We start from the raw sequence: 18,914 nt of genomic DNA, 5'->3' as shown, positions 1-18,914 counted from the left end.
TAATCAATGAATTAAACTTGATAGAACTTAATAACAAATAATAAAAGAGAATTGATAAAAACGCTTCTATAACTTCCCATTCCTTAAGAGCAACAAATATGTCATGAAACTTATTAACCCAACACCTAATATAATCGTGCCTGAAAACTAAATCATAAAACTCTCCTTAATAGATTCAAGAGAGTATTCGAGGTTATAATAAGTGTTAATCCAACATTTTAATTCATTCAAACTCAATTGGGTTCAGGTCCAGAGAATAGGGAGGCAAGAATACCAGGGTAATGCCTAACAGAGAGGAAAGAGATGAAACGTTAACAGTCTTGTAATACAACGAATATTATGATAATTTAAGACAAGGAAAAATACCTTAAAAAATAGTACTTGGGAATCAATTGGGGCTACGAGTTTTGCAGGCCAGGTAGTTGAGGCTAAGCTTTAGGCTTGTGCGTGAATAGTTCACTTAGCGGATTCTGTAGTTGGTAGGTCCTCATGTATTAATATGTAAGCTTGAGAAATGTTGAAATAAACACTCTTTATGATTTATCATTCTTATCAAATAAGTCGAACGAAACAACAAAGCAAAAAAGGAATAAAAATTTTAATACAGCTAGATGAATAGATAAGCCGTGAATAGTGTAATAATATATCTAGGGATGATAGTCGCGGGCTCCTTAGTGGGCATGTTATCTAATATTATATTAAAAAGACATTCACTATTAAAATTATTTTATATAATATCTGTGGCAGTTATTAACTTGATTATATTATCACTAATTTTACTTACGTCATTATTCATGAAAGCCAATTTAAGTGATGCAATTATATTTCTATCACTCTTATTTCTCTCAATATTCTTTTCATTTTATTTATATAATTATAAAAATATATTACTTGATGTAAATGTTTCTATATCTGGATTAACTATAATAATCATTTTATTATTGGCTATATCTCCCTCTTATGTTTCTACGGAGAGGGATACATCATACTTACCATATTACATAGTTAATCCAAAAATCTCTACATCTCCTTTATTCCAGGATTATATTAAAATCTTAGCTAATCCTTGTTACTATAATGTAGCTCATCCAAATCCCATTTTACCGAAAAATTTAGAAATATATTCGAATATAGTATATAATTTATTAGGCAACTTTATTAATCAATCGCTAAGTATTAGCAATTTATCTAATCACATATACGTAGCATTACATTCCGGAAATGCTAGTGAAGCTATGCAATATTATTCCGAATTATTAGAGACGTTTGATAATCTTACAATTATAAAAAATAATATCACGTATTACGCAGGTATTTTAGGTAAGTACTCAGATAGTTCAACTTTTGGACAATTTTTACATATATTAAATAAAAACTACACAACGATTAAAAACACAATCAGTAATTATTATATGATAATGAGTTTTATTTATAAACTACCCAAAACCTCTCACGTTCCAGTAGAAATAAAGATTACCAAATTAATTATTCCATTTAATAAGACGATAAATATAACTGGATTTCTCGTCTCACGTTCTAACTATTCGATAAATGGTAGTTTATTTGTAGCATTTCTTAACACCCATAGGGTAGTTAATTTAACTAATAATAGATTCTCCTTCCCAATTCACTTAACTAATTACACTAATCCTGTTTATATAACTATGTTATTTACGGGAAACAATATTTTCTTACCAAATATAACAACATACATAGTATATACCAATGTGACGTTTACTAAGCTATTTGTTAGGGCAGTACCATACAATCCATATGTAGGAGGTGATGTGAATATAATAGGATATGTTTCTGGATATAATAGAACACTTATAATTTCTTTACTAAACTATACTAAAACGTACATAGTTGGTGGTAACTTTAGTATTAAGTTCCCTATACCTTATAATCTAACTAATACCACATATCTCTTAAATTTTACCGTCTTACCTAAGGGTTATTTATCTCCAACTGTTAAATATATAGTTATTACTCCTAAATTATATCATGAAAATCTTAGTGCTAATGTTACAAGTAAATGGATAATCCCTTTTCCATTAGAAATAACCGGAAAAATATACTATAATAATACACCTCTAAACAATGTGAAAATTTTCATTTTTATTGGAAACTCCAGATATGAAACTATTTCGCATAATGGATATTTTTCTATTGAGGCAAAGCCTAAGCTTAGCATCATATACGGAAATCAAGTAATATATGTGGAATCTGACCCTCAGTATACTTATTATAGAGAAATAGTTGAAGTTCATACTATTGTATATAATTTTATGATGTTGATTATATTGCCTTTAATTTTATTATTCATAATCATACTGCTTAGAAAAAGATCTAAAGCAAATAAGCTTAAACACTTCAAATTGAAGGAGATCCCAATACAAGGTGTAAAAAATGAAAAATAAGGCTTTAATAGTTTTGCCAATATTTATATTACTTTTACTTCCAGTATTTTTCCCAGATACTTATCCTTTCTCCCCTTTTAATACGGGGAGTCAGGGTACATCTTACTTTTATAATAGTTTTGAGAATATTACTTCATCTAACGTTACTATCTTAATATTAATGGAGAATATCAATAACATTACCCCTTATTTAATCTATCTACTTAAAGGAAACACAATTATTATAACTGGAAATTATAGTAGTGTAAATGACTTTCTGCATAAGTTAAATGCAAGTGTGATTATAGCCCCAGTAGTTTTGACTAGTAATCTGTATTATTATATGAATAATGAAATAATAATAGTAAATGAAAGCAGTTATACATTAATATTTCCTTACGCACATCCGATTATCGGAGGAATACCCTTAGTGAAAGTAGATAATAATAGTATAATAACTTATTATCAGTACGGATCGGGAAAAATTATAATTATATCTACTCCATATTTCTTCTTAAATAAATATTATAAATTGTTTAATAATTCTGAATATCTACATGAAATAACTGGCACAAATAAGATAAGGATCATCATATATGCTCAGGACTCTCGATTATCGGAATTTAAGGAATTTTTACTATCTTTTAAATCCTTACATTTATAAACGAAATTCTGAACTAAATTTTTAATAGGTTACTAAATGAAACAAAATATATCCTCCTTATGCAATTATGTAATTTACCTAATATAATAGCAGTTACGGAATTTTTCGTTGAGCATTGCCTTAAAATTAAGGCTAAATCTCTTATTGTTGTATATAATTTAGACATATAGAATTTTCTTGCTAATTATAATGAAGAAATTTCACAAAATGTATAAGAGATACTTTGTTAAATGCTTCACTTTCCTTAGATGTTAAGCTCATTAATTTCTCTTAAATTCTAAATCTAACGTTGAATTTAAAAGTGAGTTTAATGTTAAATTTAATAAAAGTTGAAGTAAGCTACAAGACATGGAAGAAAAATAATCTTTAAATATGCGAATGTAACTAAATCCATCTATGAAATTAATATTACTGAGTATATTGCTTGGATTAATTATACCGCTGTTTGTTCCAGTTTTTAACGGAGGCAGTCAATTTTATGTACTTGAAGTGTCGAGTACGTTCCCATTTGAGATAAATGGTATATCTTACTCTCCCGGTAGTTACTATCTAACTTATAGAGGAATAGTAAATATAACCTTCTTCAATTTATATTATCAATCAAATACATCAAGATTACATCTTATAGGAATAAACTTTAATGGTACCTTCCTCAATTCGTCATCAGAAATTCTAGGTATATTAAAAATTTATAGTAAATCTAATTTTACATCTGTAATAGTTAACACTAGTGAGATATTTTATACGCGTATTTCTTCTCTTTACGATAGAGAATTTTACGTTACAGTTAATGCTAAACATGGCTCTCCAATAAGCAGTGGTTGGTATGCTTCTGGAGAGTTACTTACAATATCTTTAGGTGATACTTATCAAAATGGTTCAATAAGGTACGTAATATCTCATGTATTCGTTAACGGTACGCAGAAAACCTCATTTAGTGTTAATTCGCCTTTGGTAGTCAATGTGACATATCTTGTACAATATTTGGTTAACTTTTCTAAACCTACTTATGCATATATAAATGACAGTTTAGAAATAATGAGCTCCCAATGGCTATCTAACAATACTCAACTAGCTATTCCGAAATATATTAATCTAACTAGAGATACTAGAATATTTACTACTGGAAATTTTACCGGAGTAGTATATATTAGTAAACCGATAATTATAAATGATACTCAAATTTTCCAATATTATGTTAACGTTAAGGAGCCAATAATAGCTAAAATTAATGGAAATTATACTAATCTTACTTCAAATTGGTATAACGCGGGGACGCAAATATATATCCCCCAATATTTTCCCTTAATTAATGATTATAGAATAACCATATATGGAAATCTTACTGGAATGTTTACTGTAGAGTCTCCACTTATAATAAATGATAGAGAGAACGTTCAATACTATTTACAATTTCCATTTCCTTTGCAAATAAGTCTATCTAATGGTACATCATACTATGGAACAAATATATGGATTAATAATGGTACTTATGCGGTAATATATTCTCAAATACGTTATATAAATAATGTAACTAGAGCAGTGGTAATACAACAAGTCTTTAATTCTCCAAACTTTGGGAAATTAAATTATATATTACAATATTTTGTTACTTCAAATTTACCATTACCCGTTTCCATAAATGGAACTAACACTACATTAACTAATGGCTGGTTTAATCGAAGTACAGTATTTTACGTCTACCCTGTGTATTATGTGAATTCTACTGAAAGAATAGTGATCTTATATATTAATTATAGAAATGTTACTTTACTCTCACCATTATCTTTTAATGTATATTATATTAGAGAATATCTAGTTAATATAGAGGGATATTACTCACATTCAGCTATATTAGACGAGAAATTCTGGGAACCTTATGGTTCTATTGTGCAAGTACCATTGCAATATAAATATGAAGGCATTTATTTTGAATCCAATTCAACTACTAATCAATATTATATATTTGCTCCTATAAACATTACGATTTATTATGAACCAATAGATATTACAACTTCAGTCTATGCTCCAGTGCTTGCAGGATTACCTATAGAAGCGTTCGTAATAACTGTGGTTATAATAATCATCTTAACGTTAGTTTTACTTGCATTTAACAGAAGTAAGGTTAATAAATAAATGATTTTATCAAAGAGTGTGCCTCATAATTAATGAATAAAATATTAATAATGTTATTCAAAGAGTTTTGAATCAGCTAATCATTTACTTTTAGTATAGTCTTTTCATAGTAGCAGCAAAGAGGGTTGCAAAAAGTTTTTTAATAAGGCCAATAAGAAAAGAACTCCCCACATACACTTATATAGTATGATAATAATTTTATACTGTGGTACTTTTAAGTATTACAATAACAGCTAAAAATGAAGCTCCAGTAATAGATAAGGTATTAAATAACTTGGTTGAACAGCTAAATGATCTAAATTATGAAATGATTTTAATAGATAATTGGAGTACTGATAATACTTTTCAGCTATTAAAGAAATATGAAAATGAATACATTAAAGTTTTTAGATACAAAGGGAGTAAAGGCTCTGCAAGAAATTTTGCTCTTAAAAATGCAGATGGAAAATATGTAATGGCATTAGATGCTGATCAGATTTATCTTAATTTGGATAAATTTCTTAAAGATTACTTTTCAACATATTCTTCATATGCGGTAAAAATTGGGAGAAGCTCATTTCCGATAATATCTCCCAAGGAATTATTAATGAATGTAGGAGGATGGAGAGATCTGCAGTTTGGAGAAGATTGGGATTTATGGTTTAGATTGGCGGAGGCATGTAAATACGTTTATCTTGCAGATTATGACTGGGTATTTGGAGAACATATTAGAGATCATAAAAATAATTATAGTTCAATAATATCAAGAATACGAAAATATATGATAAAATATAGAGATTTATATATAGTTGGATTACCAGTTTACTCACAAAATATTTATGATAAGTTTTTTTATCGGCTAGGAAGGGTGTTATCATTTTTCAATAGCGAAAAGAAAATAGTATATAATTGCACTAAATACTTAGAAATGCCTATTGATAAAATGGGAAGCGAAATTGATTGGGATTTGCAGTTTCATTATAATTTAATTAAATATCAACTTTTAACGTGCAAAAATAAGACTATATTTTTAGAAATATTATCTAAAATAGATAATTATTTGAAAAGAAATTACGGTATAATGTAACATATAAACCACATCATTTATTCTAATCTCCCTTTTTTTAGAATGCTAAATGTTTACTTTTGTATTTATAGAATCTAAAAGATCAACGAGAACTTGACGTATCGATATGTAAGATTCCATTATCTTCTCCAACAAAAAAGTATATTATAGAATGCTATTATGCACTTTTTCCCTGCTTAATCCTAACTAAAAAGGTATATTTTTCATCAATATTTTCAATTATTCAGAAATTTTTATTATATCTAAAGAATTCAAAGCAAAGTTTATCTTATACTTAACACATATATAATTAATGAAGTTTCTTATAAGCGGTGGTGCTGGGTTTCTAGGCTCACATCTAATAGAAAACTTGGCTAATGATCATGAAATAACAATAGTAGACGATTTATCAACTACAAAATATATACAACTACCAAAAAATGTGAAATTGATAGAAGAGAAAATAGAGAATTTTAAAACAGATGAAAAGTTTGACTACATACTACATTTAGCTGCAAGACCATCACCAGAAGATTATATGAATCATCCAATAGAAACATTGTTATCAAACTCTCTAGGAACATGGAATGCATTGGAAATAGCCAGAAAGAGCGACGCAATATTTATGTATACTTCTTCCTCAGAAGTTTACGGCAATGCAGAAATATTACCCATACCAGAAGAATATTGGGGAAAAGTAAATCCTATTGGAGTTAGAAGTTGTTACGATGAAGGAAAAAGGTTCTCAGAGGCATTAACAATGGCATATTATAGGGAATATGGATTAGACGTTAGAATACAAAGACCATTTAACGTTTATGGGCCTAGATTAAGAGAAGATGGAAGCTATGGAAGAGTAATATCACGTTTTATATATCAAGCCTTAAGAGGAGAAGACATTACAGTGTTTGGAGATGGGAAACAAACTAGGGCGTTCTTATACGTTACAGATTGGGTTGAAGCTACGAAAAAACTTTTATTTAACAAGGGATTAAAGGGTACGGTATTAAATATTGGCTCAGATAAAGAGGTTAAGATAATAGAATTAGCTAATATGATAATAAACTTAACTAATAGTAAATCTAATATAAAATTCCTTCCACCAAGACCGGATGATCCTCCAAGAAGGGCTGCAGATATAATAAAAGCTAAAAAGTTGCTAAACTGGGAGCCTAAGGTATCCTTAGAAGAAGGTTTAAGGAAAACAATAGATTGGTTTAGGGGTGTAGTTAAATGAAAATAGGCATAGTAGGGTTAGGCTATGTAGGATTAGTAACTGGTGCAGTTTTAGCTGATCAAGGACATTATATAATAGGTGTTGACATAGACGAGAATAAGGTAAATGGATTAAATTGTAATAAAATACCAATTTACGAACCTGGTTTAGACGAACTAATTATGAAAAATAGAGAAAAAATACAATTTACTACAAACTATTCTGCTCTATCTGATGCTAATGTAGTTTTTATAGCAGTTTCTACGCCGACAATAAATGGAAAAATTTTCCTAGATTACATTTACTCAGCAGCTAAAAATTTACAGAAAATCTTAAATAATGAATCAATAGTGGTAACAAAGAGTACAGTGATCCCAGGGACTTCAAGAAAAGTTAAGGAAATAACTAAGAGAGAAGTGATAGTAAATCCAGAATTTTTAAGGGAAGGAAGCGCTATTATTGATACTAAACACCCTGACAGGATAGTTATAGGTGGTGATGATGAAAATGCTATCGGCTTAGTTGAAGATTTGTGGTCATTTACTAATTCGCCGATAATAAAAACTTCAATGGAAGAGGCTGAGTTAATAAAATATGCTGCAAATTCTTTTCTTGCAATAAAGATTTCATTTATAAATGAAATCGCTAATTTATGTGAAAAAATCCCAAATTGTAATGTAGATAATATAGCAAAAGCAATCGGCATGGATAAGCGTATATCACCATATTTTTTAAACGCAGGACTAGGTTTTGGCGGATCATGTTTCCCCAAGGATACGTTAGCTATTACCTCTTTTGCTAAAGATTTAGGAGAGAAGTTACGTATCGTAGAGGCTGCAATTGAGGTCAATAATGAAAGACCTTTTAGAGCAGTCAAGATGATGGAAGATTTAATTGGAAAATTGGAGAACAAGACTATCTGCGTATTAGGAATAGCATTTAAGCCAAATACTGATGATACCAGAGAAAGTGTAGGTTTAAAAATAGCTAAACTGATTAGAGAAAAAGGTGGTAAAGTTATAGTATACGATCCAAAGGCTAAAGCTGATTTAGAGATGGTCTCACTTGAAGAGTGCATAAACAAAGCTGACGGAATAATAATTTCTACTGAATGGGATGAATTCAGAGGATTAGAGGATAGACTAAAGGGAAAATATGTAGTAGATGGAAGGAGAATCCTAAACTATAAAAATTTTGAGAAAGGTAAATTTAAAGCGATAGGTGTTAGTTAATGCATGCAGTAATAACTGCAGCTGGATTAGGCACTCGAATGTTGCCAGCTTCTAAAGAAATTCCTAAGGAGATGTTTCCAATTCCCTTTAATAACGGATTTAAGCCAGTTATACAAATAATCTTTGAGCAACTTTATGATAAGGGTATAAGGGATTTCGTTATAGTCGTTGGTAGGAGTAAGAGGGTAATTGAAGATCATTTTACACCAGATTATGATTTCATCTCATACCTTGAAAAAGTAGGTAAAGAAAAGCAGGCAAGGGAATTATTAACGTTTTACTCTAAAATAGAGAAAAGTAACATAGCATTTGTAAATCAGCCTGAGCCAAAAGGATTTGGAGATGCTGTACTTAGAGCAGAACCTTTTATTTATGATAAATTCATTGTAGTAGCAGCAGATACTCTATTGAGAGAGATTCCAGATTTAGTACCTAACTCTTTTCTAGTTACTGAAGTAGAAGATCCTAGATCGTATGGTGTAGTAGTATTAGAGGGGGATAGGGTTATAGATGTTGAGGAAAAACCTAAGAATCCAAAGTCCCATTTTATAATAGTTCCTTACTATATGTTTACATACGATATATTTCACGCCTTAAGAGAGATTAAGTGTAACGGAGAATTACAACTTACTGATGGGATAAAAGTATTGCTGAAAAAAGGTGTGGAATTTGTTGCAAAAAGAGTATATGATGCTTATGATCTGGGTAGTATAGAGAATTATATTGCGTCTATAAAGAAAATTATTGGAGAACATGCGGTTTAGATTATATTATCCTAAATTATAATAAAAATATTTGTATTACATTAAATTCAATTTTTATTTAATAATCTAAAATAATATTTTAAGATCAAGGCTGCATTAGCTCTTCTAATTTCTGTTTAACTTCGTTAAACCTACTATATATCTCCATATATTTATCTAACAATTCTAGTACTCGTTTTCCCTTATCTGTCAGAACACATTTTCCATCATTAAATTCTATTAAATTCATTTTTTCCATATCATAAATATATTTCATGAAAACTGAATAGTTCAACTTAGCAAGGTACATCAATCTAGTTTTCTTACTTCCTTCACTACAACCTCTTAAAATACTATAAATTATTTCAGTCTTAGTCCTTCTTCTATGATCAATCATAATCTATAATATTGATATTATTGTTAAAAAGTTTTCTCGAAATTTACGAGATTATCTTTAAATTTTTGAATCATTGAATTTTTTATTTATCTAATAAACTCTATAAAGATTTGATAGAAGGAGATCTAAATACTACATCTATTATGCTTTATTGTTATTTAAATTTTCCTATTTTATATGTAATTTTGAAAAACTGATTTTGAATTTTATTAATAATAGTAAAATCTAGTCTTTGAGTACAGCGTCTCTCTAACAGAAATCTCTTTCAACAGCTATAAAGGTTTAAGGTAAAGCCTAAAATTAGAATTGAAAAGCATAATATAGAAAGAATGAAAACGTTACATCATTAGATAATACGCACACTAGACTAGTCTGAGAGTGTTGTCATTATGTTATAAAGTATTGCACTGATGAATTTCCCCCTTACAGATTATAAATGTTAATTGAAGTAATGAATCTAATTTGCCAAAGCAGAATTTGTAACCTATTGACGACATTGTCATCTAGTGTCATGGTGTCACCATTAAGCTATAAATTCTCTTCCTAATATTTCAAACGTATATTAAGTATATCAGTTTAATGTCTTCTCTACATGAAGATTAGTTAACTTAATTAATTTGTAGCTCAGTGAGGGCACTATTTCTAGTCTTAACAAGATTGAAGGTCTTAAAGATACTACTAGGAATAAATATAAACTTTAAGAAGTATCATAGAAAAAATCTAGGTAATTACTTCATGTCTTTCCCCTTTTGCGTAAAGTTTAAAAAACCTACATTAATAAATTTTATATACCTTTAATTATTTTCTCAAGAATATCTCCAGCGACAGACGGAGTATGATTTTTCAATATTATATCTTTATTTTCAGCAAAGTTTAAGTCTATTTTACCGCTCAAGATTTCTAATATCCTATTAATAAATTCATCTTCTGTCTCAGCGTTAATATATTTTATATTATCTATACCCTCTACAGCTTTTTTTGTGGCTATTATTGGCTTTCCTGCTGCCATATATTCCAAAACTTTAAGCTTTACACCTCCACCTCGTTTTAGAGGGGCTATACAAATATCAGCTGATAATATAAATGGAATAGTGGACTCTACGTACCCTGTAGCGTAAACTGGTGGGCTAACTTTAGGTGGTGATGGCCCAACTAAGTAAAAATTTACATGTTTACCCATGTTCTTCAGCTTTTCAGAAATCCTTACTATAAACTCGGCTGCCTCTCTGTTAGGAGGATATCCCATACCTCCTACGAATACCACTGCAGGTCTTTTCAATTCTGTGGGTTTATGTAAATTAAATGCTTCCATATCAATAATGTTCGGCAATATTTTCACTTTACTACTTTTTAATACTCTCTCTTCAGTCTTTGAAGGGACCAATATAATATCACAGAAAATTGATAACCTTTCAAAGAAAGTTATTATGCCTTTTCCTAGTAAACTTAAACCGACGTCCTGCTTAGATTCAACAGAATGTAAATGTAAAATACATTTTTTATGAAAGATTTTACTAGACATTAGGGATGGTATAATAGGCCAAGCAGTCTCAGAAATAACTATATCATATTTAGATATTTTGGAAATAAAAGCAGGAGAGCTTTGTCTTAACCATAGAAGCCTTTTTCCTTTTTGATCTACATTTCTTTTCGAATATGCTACTATTTCTGCATCATAGCCACGTCTATGCAATTCTCCTAACAATAAATATACTTGTTCATGAATACCGCCTCTTTGAGGATAAATGCTCTCCATCATTACAAAGCCGATTTTCATCTGTATGAGTTATATAAAACTAAGGTATAAATGATTTATGTTTTATCGGAATAGAAATGTATATTAAATTAATTAAATATAGTAATTTTGTTCATAATATGACGTATAACTAGACTTATATTGAGAAGAAGTTCCACGTGGAATTAAGCTACGTAACAGCTTGGAGAATGTGAGGAAGAGATTGAGAATTCCCTACGTAAAGCCTTATAAGTTTAACAAGAAGAGACCTTTAGTGCTGATGATATTTTGAGAAATGGACTAAAGAATGTTATCAAGAACGGCTGTTTTCATGAATGAGTCCGATATTCATCACGACCCTTCTAAGGTTAGGAGAAGTTGAAGCGTTGGGTTAATACTTATTATAACGTTGAGTACGCTCTTGATTCAATGGAGGAGGAATTTTGTCATATAATTTTAACGCATTATTATTCTAGGTATTGGGTTAATAAGTTTTATGACGTGCTCAGGGACCTGGAGTAAGAAGTTAGTATGAAAAATTTATCAACACCACTTTATTATTTATTCTCAAGTGTTATCAAGCTTAATTCATTAATTATTCATACTTCTTCAATGTTATTCCATTTTTTGTATTGATAAAAGTTATTTTTTTCTCACTTCCTAAGAAAAAGACTATATAATTTATAAGGACTAATGGTCATCATAAAGGACATTTTAGTTTAACCTCTAATATAAACCACAATATATGTAAGAACTTGTATATTGATTCACGATAGCTGTATTTAATGTTAAGGTACAAACATATTTATTAGAGCTTTTCGAAAACTTATAACACTTCTATCAATTAGATATATATTACCGCAATTAAGCATATATTATTAAGATTGAATATGATATATGAATTCTCATTACAGACTATAATAATCGATTTTAATATAAGTTTTTACGTAGCATTATTAGTTTCTTAGTAACCGCGAGCCAAAGAATTATATAATTAGGCCAAACGCTAAGTACTAGTAGTATTTTAACGATAGTTAATAATTTCTACCTTCCATATGGTCTTACCTTTTTCTTATTGTACTACAAACATTTCTCTCCCTTCACCTCGAACTCAGTAATCTATCCATAAACCGTGCTTAAATACACTTGTAGTATTCTAGCTATTTCCCTAGCTTTTATCTCCTCTGAATAATATTCCCTTTGCCTCGTTCAACTCCTTATTCTTCTTTATCAGCTTCCCTTAACTTAAGAATATGATGGATTAATTTTACTTAACATTTCTCTTTATAAAAGTAATAAAGTAAATACTAAAGCGCTGCTGAAGTCTATATAAGCTTTATGTAGCTTTTAAAGAATTTCACTATATGATTCGGTGTTTTGATACATAAAATCTACTTATTTTTAAGCAAAATGCTTAAATGTAAAGGCTTATATTTATATCTGATGTCAAAAAAAGGAGCTAGTGACGAGAATGTAGATTTAGGTATATCTAAAGACTTAGTCACTGTTGTTTTATGTACTTTAAACGAAGAGGAAGGAATAGAGAAAGTTTTAGACGAACTTAACGCTAATGGATATAAAAATATTCTAGTAATAGACGGATATTCAACTGATGCTACTGTAAAAATAGCTAGAGAAAAAGGAGCCAGAGTAATTTATCAACATTGGTCTGGAAAAGCAGGTGCAGTAAAAACGGCTCTTGATTATGTCGATACCCCATATGTAGCATTCTTAGATGCAGATGCAACTTATCCTCCTAAAGAGTTAGATAAGCTGATTCTACACGTTCCAAAATACGTTGAAGTGATAGGTAGGAGATCTAAAGAAAATATTCCATTATTACATAGATTCGGAAACGCGTTAATTAATAAGTTATTCGTCTTGATATTTTCAGTTGATGTAGGAGATATTCTTTCTGGTATGTATGTTCTTCACACTAATCTAGCTAGAACACTTAATCTAAATTCTAAAGGATTCGAAATAGAACTCGAAATAGTATCTCAGATGATACAGAGAGGAAAAGTAACATATGTAGATATAAAATATGAGAAGAGAAGAGGAAAAGCAAAACTATCTAGTTTTAAAGACGGCATGAAGATAATATCTTATCTTATAAAGATGGCAAAAGATTATAACCCAATCTTATTCTTTTCTATAATTGCAAGTATATTCTTATTTCCAGGATTAATAGCTTTAGGATACACGTTCATAGGCTATTTACTCTATGGCATCTTTCATAGTGGGTATGCCCTTATAGGAACAGCACTAACATTAGTTGGAGTTCAAGGATTTTTAACTGCAGGAATAGCAACTGTATTAAAGCGAATAGAATATCATATTTTGCATAACAATAGTAGGGTACAATAATAAGATAACTCTGCTATTGAGTTAGAGCGTAAATATTATCTCATCTGTATTTTCATAAACTCTAAATCAACGAAAATCTATTTTAATTTAGAGGTGATAAATAATAATGCCTCTTGGTGTTATTATTCATGAAGTTAATTAGCATTACCTTTTTAACCCTTTAGATACTATGCAAGTTGATTAAGTGGATTTTGTATCATTATTATATAATAGTCTATTATAATGTTTGTATGCAAAATACATATAATTAGCGAAATTTCTAAAATTTCTAGATATTCCTCTATTATTTATACCCACTCCAAGACTTCTACCCTTATAAGAGCCTTTTCTATATCTTATTATTTTTACCGGCACTTTTTCTATCATAAGTTTAAAAGATAGATCATAATTTTCAACCCCATTTATAAAAGTTTCATCAAAATTTACGCCATTATTCCTGTTTAGAAAAGCTCTGCTAAATCCCCCAAAATCACCAAATTTTTTAATAGTAAATGAATTTATATACTCATTGAGCAATTTCTCAATTATGTCTCTTATTTTATATGTTAATGTCTTATCAACTACTCTTAAATCTACGTAAGGCAAGTTAAATCTCCTTAGCAATTTAGTATAGTAAATTTGAGCCCTAGCTAAAAGTAATATTAAAGACATATTATTACCCTTAACTGACTTCCTAAGTATCTCGTCATATATTAATGATAAAGAACCAAGTAAAAAACTCCTATAACCTTTTATAAATGTTGGTTTCAAAATTCTAAGTTCGCTGTAATGAAACTGATAATTTCTATCAGAAGGAAGAATTGCGGAAACGTCATTATAATCTAATTTTTTTAGTTGATTTCGTAAAATATAAGGTTCATCAATCTTGTATATATCATCATTTGAAAATATAACCCATTCTGGATTATATTTCATTGCTTCCTTAACACATATATTTACGCTATGAGCATAATTAAAATACCTTCCAGAGCTCTCACAGAAAATTACATGAAATCCTTTATATACGTCCAAATCAATTTTAACATAATCACTACTAACATTTGCGGTAGGAATTACAATTACTATATCAGTATCACCTTCCACTTCATGAATACTAACGTTTGCCTTAGGTCTTGCTCTCATCCAGTTTATTAGCTCTTCTGCTGAATCAAACGTTTCGTAAAAACGTAACACATTTCTAGGATCATTTGAGTAATATAACTCATCAGCTTCTAAATGAGTAGTACACATTTGCAATTAAATATCTTATAACAAGATAATAAGTATTATCCTAGATTTCGCTTTATAGGCTATTTTCCAACATCTTTTGAAAATCGTTAGTTTTTAAATAGTGCAGCTAATAGATTTTGGCTAAGGTGATAATTGACGAAAAATTCCGTGATTGCTATTCTAATATAATAAATTAATTATTGTATATCTAAGGCTAAAATTAACTATTCTATTAATATGAAATTATTCTAATTAAGACTAAAATAATAGATATGTTTTTAAGCTTGATTCAAAAGGAATAAATAATGGTAAAGCTTAAAAGAAGGGATTTTATAGGACTAGCCATAGCAGGAAGTACAATTGCCGGATTAGCAATCTTCTTAGGAAACAAGCCTAAAAGTAGTCTACTTCAAGTAACTAAAAACAGAACTTTATATGAATATTTTGCTATAGTCTATGGCAATCCCGAGATAGGTTACAAAGCCATTGATAATGATGGACAAATATTATTTGATGGGAAATGTAGTGACGGATCTGGAACTTGTGGCATATACGAAGCATTAGAGTACGTGGAATCAAAGTATGGATATGGAAAAATAGATATTTTTGGTAATTTCTATCCAGTTAATTCGCCTTCTATTTCGAGTAATGTAGAAATTGAAGGAAACGCAACTATTTACGTTAATTCCAATAGTCTCCCATTTATCTTATCCTTGCAACTACGAAATATAAGAGTACTATGGTATAAAACTATAGGTATAATAAACAATTTGTTAACTAAAAGAAATATATTTTCCTTGAATCCCTATGTACTCTTTACCAATACGTATGAAAGTCTCCTATTATGTAATGGAAAACAAACTATTGGTGAGCCTAGTTCATTTACTATTTCTGCATGGGTAAATGGAATGCAAAACCCTTATGGAGGATATATCTTATCGTATGGTTCTCTTGAGAGAGGAATAGTATGGACTCTGCAAAACACTCAAAACTCTATAATTTTTAGCGGAAGTTCAGGGAAAGTTTCCAGTATTGCTCCTCAATCTACGCCTTTTCATATAGGTATAACATGGAATAACGGATATACACAGTTATATATTAATGGAAAAATGGTTAGCTCAGCTGAAATCCAAATAGAATATAAAAGTCCTGCTTACATATGGATCAATAATTTTCCGATTCAGTCACAACAAGGTGGACTTAATCTATCTTCTTGGTTTTCGTATATAGAGAATATACAATTATATAATTCAGTATTATCAGAATCACAAATCTCACAATTAGCTTCATCACCACTCCAAGATCCAGTAGACCAATCAATTATTTTATGGGCCCTTTATAGATATATAATGTATTTAGGTGATCTTATAACCGGTAAAGGTTTTCAGAGAATAGGTAGTCTATTTTATAATGGTCCTATCTAGTAAAGAGCTAATGTCGTCCTTCATTATCAGCTTAGTATTATATACTTTTTAACGCTAGTTGTAAGATATTACATAAACTAATATGCTATATTAAAAGTGATTACATATAAATATCTATAAATTGCTTGATATCATGATATTTCTTATAACGGCATTTACTAAAGTTAGATCAGTTTTCTGTTTAATTTAAAGAGAATCAATATGCTAAAATTCCCAAATGCACACTAGGTTTAAAAATATTGGAAACACACATAAAATTAGTGAGAACGTGAATACAAAACTCATAGCTGCAATCTCTATGGCTGTAGCACTAGCGACTCTACTAGTCTATCAAGCATTTGTAGTAGGTTTCGTGGTAAGCAATCAAACTAGTGGATCAGTAGTTCAAATAGACAGTCAAAATGCTTTACTACAGATAGATCCAATAGAATTTTCTGCGGTTTCTGGCAATGGAGGCCTTAGTATAACATTACCGCCTATAGCACCAGGTACTGCAGACTATGCAGCAGAAATAGATCCACCGTCAGGTTCCCCTGTAAGCAATCCTACACCAATAATGTATTCTGCAGCCTACTTATTTGCAATAGCTGAAGTAGAATTTAACTACCCAGGTAATAGCAATGCGCAAGCACAACTGTTTGCAAGTTTAGAGAACGTCCAGACAAACAATTTACCAATAACAATTCTAGTATTAGCAACTCCAGGTACTACTCTAGTGCAAAAATTAACAAGCTTCCCTAATAATGAGATTCAAATTCAAGCAGGTAGTACTCCTGGCATGGTTACTATTAACGGCCAGTCATTTTGGGTATTAGCAACTTATGGTTTGCCAAGCAATATTGCAAGCCAGATAGGAACTACATCAGTTACTATTGGATCTGGAGGTAGTGCGGGTGCTAACATTTACTTCTTAGTATTGCTAGGAAGTACCGGTACACTAGGAAATAGCGGTGCAACATTTACTGCAGCTCTGAACTTATATGGCTATCAAAGCTAAATAAAAGGTTAAAGGTAGTTAAGAAAATAAGGTATGGTGTTTTTTTAATGTCATATTTTTTATATTACGCTTTAGCTAAGTCTTTTAAAATATTGATAAATATATTATTGATATTATTAGTTGTTTTCTCTATAATAATAACTTCCTCAAATTTGTTTGGAAGGCCTACTTTCCTAGCAATCACCTACGGATATAGCATGTTCCCTGTTCTTAAACCTGGAGATGTAGTATTAACTATTCCCGAACCCTTAGCTGGGCCTATAACTAACGGAAGCATTATCGTATTTAAAGATCCAGATTACGGCAAAATACCGGGATATCCTCCTTATATCATCCATCAAGTTATCAGTAGATTACCTAATGATACGTTTATTACAAAAGGCGTAAACAATAATTTTATTGATCAGATATACATGCCCCCTATAACGCCTTCTGAAGTATATGGGAAGGCAATTCTAATAAATGGAAGACCCCTTATATTTCCTTATTTAGGCCAAATTATCGTCTTTCTACGGTCTAATATCATTTTTACTATAGTATTATTTTCTATCTTGATCTTTTTGAATACTGGTATCTCGAAAAAGGGAAAGGACATTAAGTTCTCGAAAGTTGCCTTTACAATCAGTTTGGGAATAATCATTTTCTCCTTTTTGTTAATCCTTTCTACAATTTTTACTACTTATAATACAATAGTTTATTCAGTATCAAATCAACAAGGAATTTTGGCAGGAGGGGTTAATCAACCATCAGCAGTAAATTTAGGTGTAATTTTATATAACCAATCTAAACAATATTCCTATTCAATTTCAGACAAGCTTTTATTTCCAGTAGTGGTTACAATAAATGTATTAGGCAAAGGAAATTACAGTATAACTGATAACTATTTTATACTTTACCCTAAGCAATCACGTAATGTCACAATTACAATATTAGGAAGTGGCTACAGGGGTTTGCATCAATTAATCGTCAAGACTTATGTAATAGTAACTCTACTTCCTTTTTCTATAAATATGAATGCTCCTCTATTATCGTTACTATTATATACTTCTATCAATACATTAGCTTTATTATCTTTTATTATTATAGTAATTGTGGCTGGTAATAAGGTATGAGACTCTTTCTATTATATATTTCTATTATAGCATTTCTTATATCTATTATATCTCTTGCAATGTTTACTCCAGCCTTCGATCTTTCATTATATACTTCCAATATATACATAACTAATAATATTATAAATATTCAGGAGCAATATATTAATAATATATCTCTTATAAAAATAAATATTCAATCTAGTTATCTTAATACATATGTTAAATGTGTCTATATAATTGCGTATGGAAGTAGCAA

Annotated in this window: 14 protein-coding genes and 1 pseudogene; 12 read left to right on the top strand and 3 right to left on the bottom strand. The window is 29.8% G+C overall.

Annotated elements, in window-relative coordinates:
* The first annotated feature begins 626 nt into the window (after positions 1-626).
* From J5U23_RS07625 to J5U23_RS07595, 7 genes are all read left to right on the top strand, one after another.
* The gene (locus J5U23_RS07625) at positions 627-2,420 is read left to right on the top strand and encodes a hypothetical protein (protein WP_218267428.1); all 1,794 of its coding nucleotides are present in this window, start codon (positions 627-629) and stop codon (positions 2,418-2,420) included.
* Complete coding sequence (locus J5U23_RS07620) at positions 2,410-3,063, top strand: hypothetical protein (protein WP_218267427.1); 654 nt, start codon at positions 2,410-2,412, stop codon at positions 3,061-3,063. Before J5U23_RS07625 ends, J5U23_RS07620 begins: the two co-directional genes overlap by 11 nt.
* 396 nt (positions 3,064-3,459) lie before the next feature.
* On the top strand, positions 3,460-5,199 hold the full coding sequence (locus J5U23_RS07615) for a hypothetical protein (protein WP_218267426.1): 1,740 nt from the start codon (positions 3,460-3,462) through the stop codon (positions 5,197-5,199).
* A gap of 205 nt (positions 5,200-5,404) precedes the next feature.
* Positions 5,405-6,265 (top strand): glycosyltransferase, encoded by an 861-nt coding sequence (locus J5U23_RS07610; protein WP_218267425.1) that lies wholly within the window; start codon positions 5,405-5,407, stop codon positions 6,263-6,265.
* 292 nt (positions 6,266-6,557) lie between these two features.
* Positions 6,558-7,481, top strand: a complete 924-nt coding sequence (locus tag J5U23_RS07605) for an NAD-dependent epimerase/dehydratase family protein (RefSeq protein ID WP_218267424.1) — start codon at positions 6,558-6,560, stop codon at positions 7,479-7,481.
* Complete coding sequence (locus J5U23_RS07600; protein ID WP_218267423.1) at positions 7,478-8,692, top strand: UDP-glucose dehydrogenase family protein; 1,215 nt, start codon at positions 7,478-7,480, stop codon at positions 8,690-8,692. Before J5U23_RS07605 ends, J5U23_RS07600 begins: the two co-directional genes overlap by 4 nt.
* Positions 8,692-9,456, top strand: coding sequence for a sugar phosphate nucleotidyltransferase (locus J5U23_RS07595; RefSeq protein ID WP_218267422.1), 765 nt, complete (start codon positions 8,692-8,694; stop codon positions 9,454-9,456). Before J5U23_RS07600 ends, J5U23_RS07595 begins: the two co-directional genes overlap by 1 nt.
* 85 nt (positions 9,457-9,541) lie before the next feature.
* Here the strand turns inward: J5U23_RS07595 and J5U23_RS07590 are convergent, their stop codons facing one another.
* Positions 9,542-9,832: a winged helix-turn-helix domain-containing protein gene (locus tag J5U23_RS07590; protein ID WP_218267421.1), complete on the bottom strand. Its 291-nt coding sequence runs from the start codon at positions 9,830-9,832 to the stop codon at positions 9,542-9,544.
* Between the two features lie 784 nt (positions 9,833-10,616).
* Positions 10,617-11,615 carry a glycosyltransferase family 4 protein gene (locus tag J5U23_RS07585; protein ID WP_218267513.1) on the bottom strand — a complete coding sequence of 333 codons (999 nt, stop codon included), beginning with the start codon at positions 11,613-11,615 and terminating at the stop codon, positions 10,617-10,619.
* Between the two features lie 110 nt (positions 11,616-11,725).
* Here J5U23_RS07585 and J5U23_RS07580 point away from each other — a divergent pair.
* Positions 11,726-11,934, top strand: a pseudogene (locus tag J5U23_RS07580) (IS630 family transposase); the annotation flags it as partial.
* A gap of 1,076 nt (positions 11,935-13,010) precedes the next feature.
* Positions 13,011-13,934 carry a glycosyltransferase family 2 protein gene (locus tag J5U23_RS07575; RefSeq protein ID WP_218267420.1) on the top strand — a complete coding sequence of 308 codons (924 nt, stop codon included), beginning with the start codon at positions 13,011-13,013 and terminating at the stop codon, positions 13,932-13,934.
* A 180-nt stretch (positions 13,935-14,114) separates the two neighbouring features.
* Here J5U23_RS07575 and J5U23_RS07570 read toward each other — a convergent pair whose 3' ends face one another.
* A complete protein-coding gene (locus J5U23_RS07570; protein WP_218267419.1) occupies positions 14,115-15,164 on the bottom strand; it encodes a hypothetical protein in 1,050 nt (349 codons plus the stop codon).
* A 284-nt stretch (positions 15,165-15,448) separates the two neighbouring features.
* Here J5U23_RS07570 and J5U23_RS07565 point away from each other — a divergent pair, with 284 nt between their 5' ends.
* The 3 genes from J5U23_RS07565 (at position 15,449) to J5U23_RS07555 (ending at position 18,676) form a co-directional block, all read left to right on the top strand.
* Entirely contained in the window at positions 15,449-16,567 is a 1,119-nt protein-coding gene (locus J5U23_RS07565) for a LamG-like jellyroll fold domain-containing protein (protein WP_218267418.1), read from the top strand.
* Positions 16,568-16,784: 217 nt separating this feature from the next.
* Entirely contained in the window at positions 16,785-17,564 is a 780-nt protein-coding gene (locus tag J5U23_RS07560) for a hypothetical protein (protein WP_218267417.1), read from the top strand.
* A gap of 47 nt (positions 17,565-17,611) precedes the next feature.
* Complete coding sequence (locus J5U23_RS07555; protein WP_218267416.1) at positions 17,612-18,676, top strand: S24/S26 family peptidase; 1,065 nt, start codon at positions 17,612-17,614, stop codon at positions 18,674-18,676.
* Positions 18,677-18,914: the final 238 nt, after the last annotated feature.

Origin of the sequence: Saccharolobus shibatae B12, from assembly GCF_019175345.1 — an archaeon.
Classification (GTDB): Archaea; Thermoproteota; Thermoprotei_A; order Sulfolobales; family Sulfolobaceae; genus Saccharolobus; species Saccharolobus shibatae.
The sequence above is the reverse complement of the archived record's forward strand: the minus strand, read 5'-3'. Positions and strand labels throughout refer to the sequence as shown.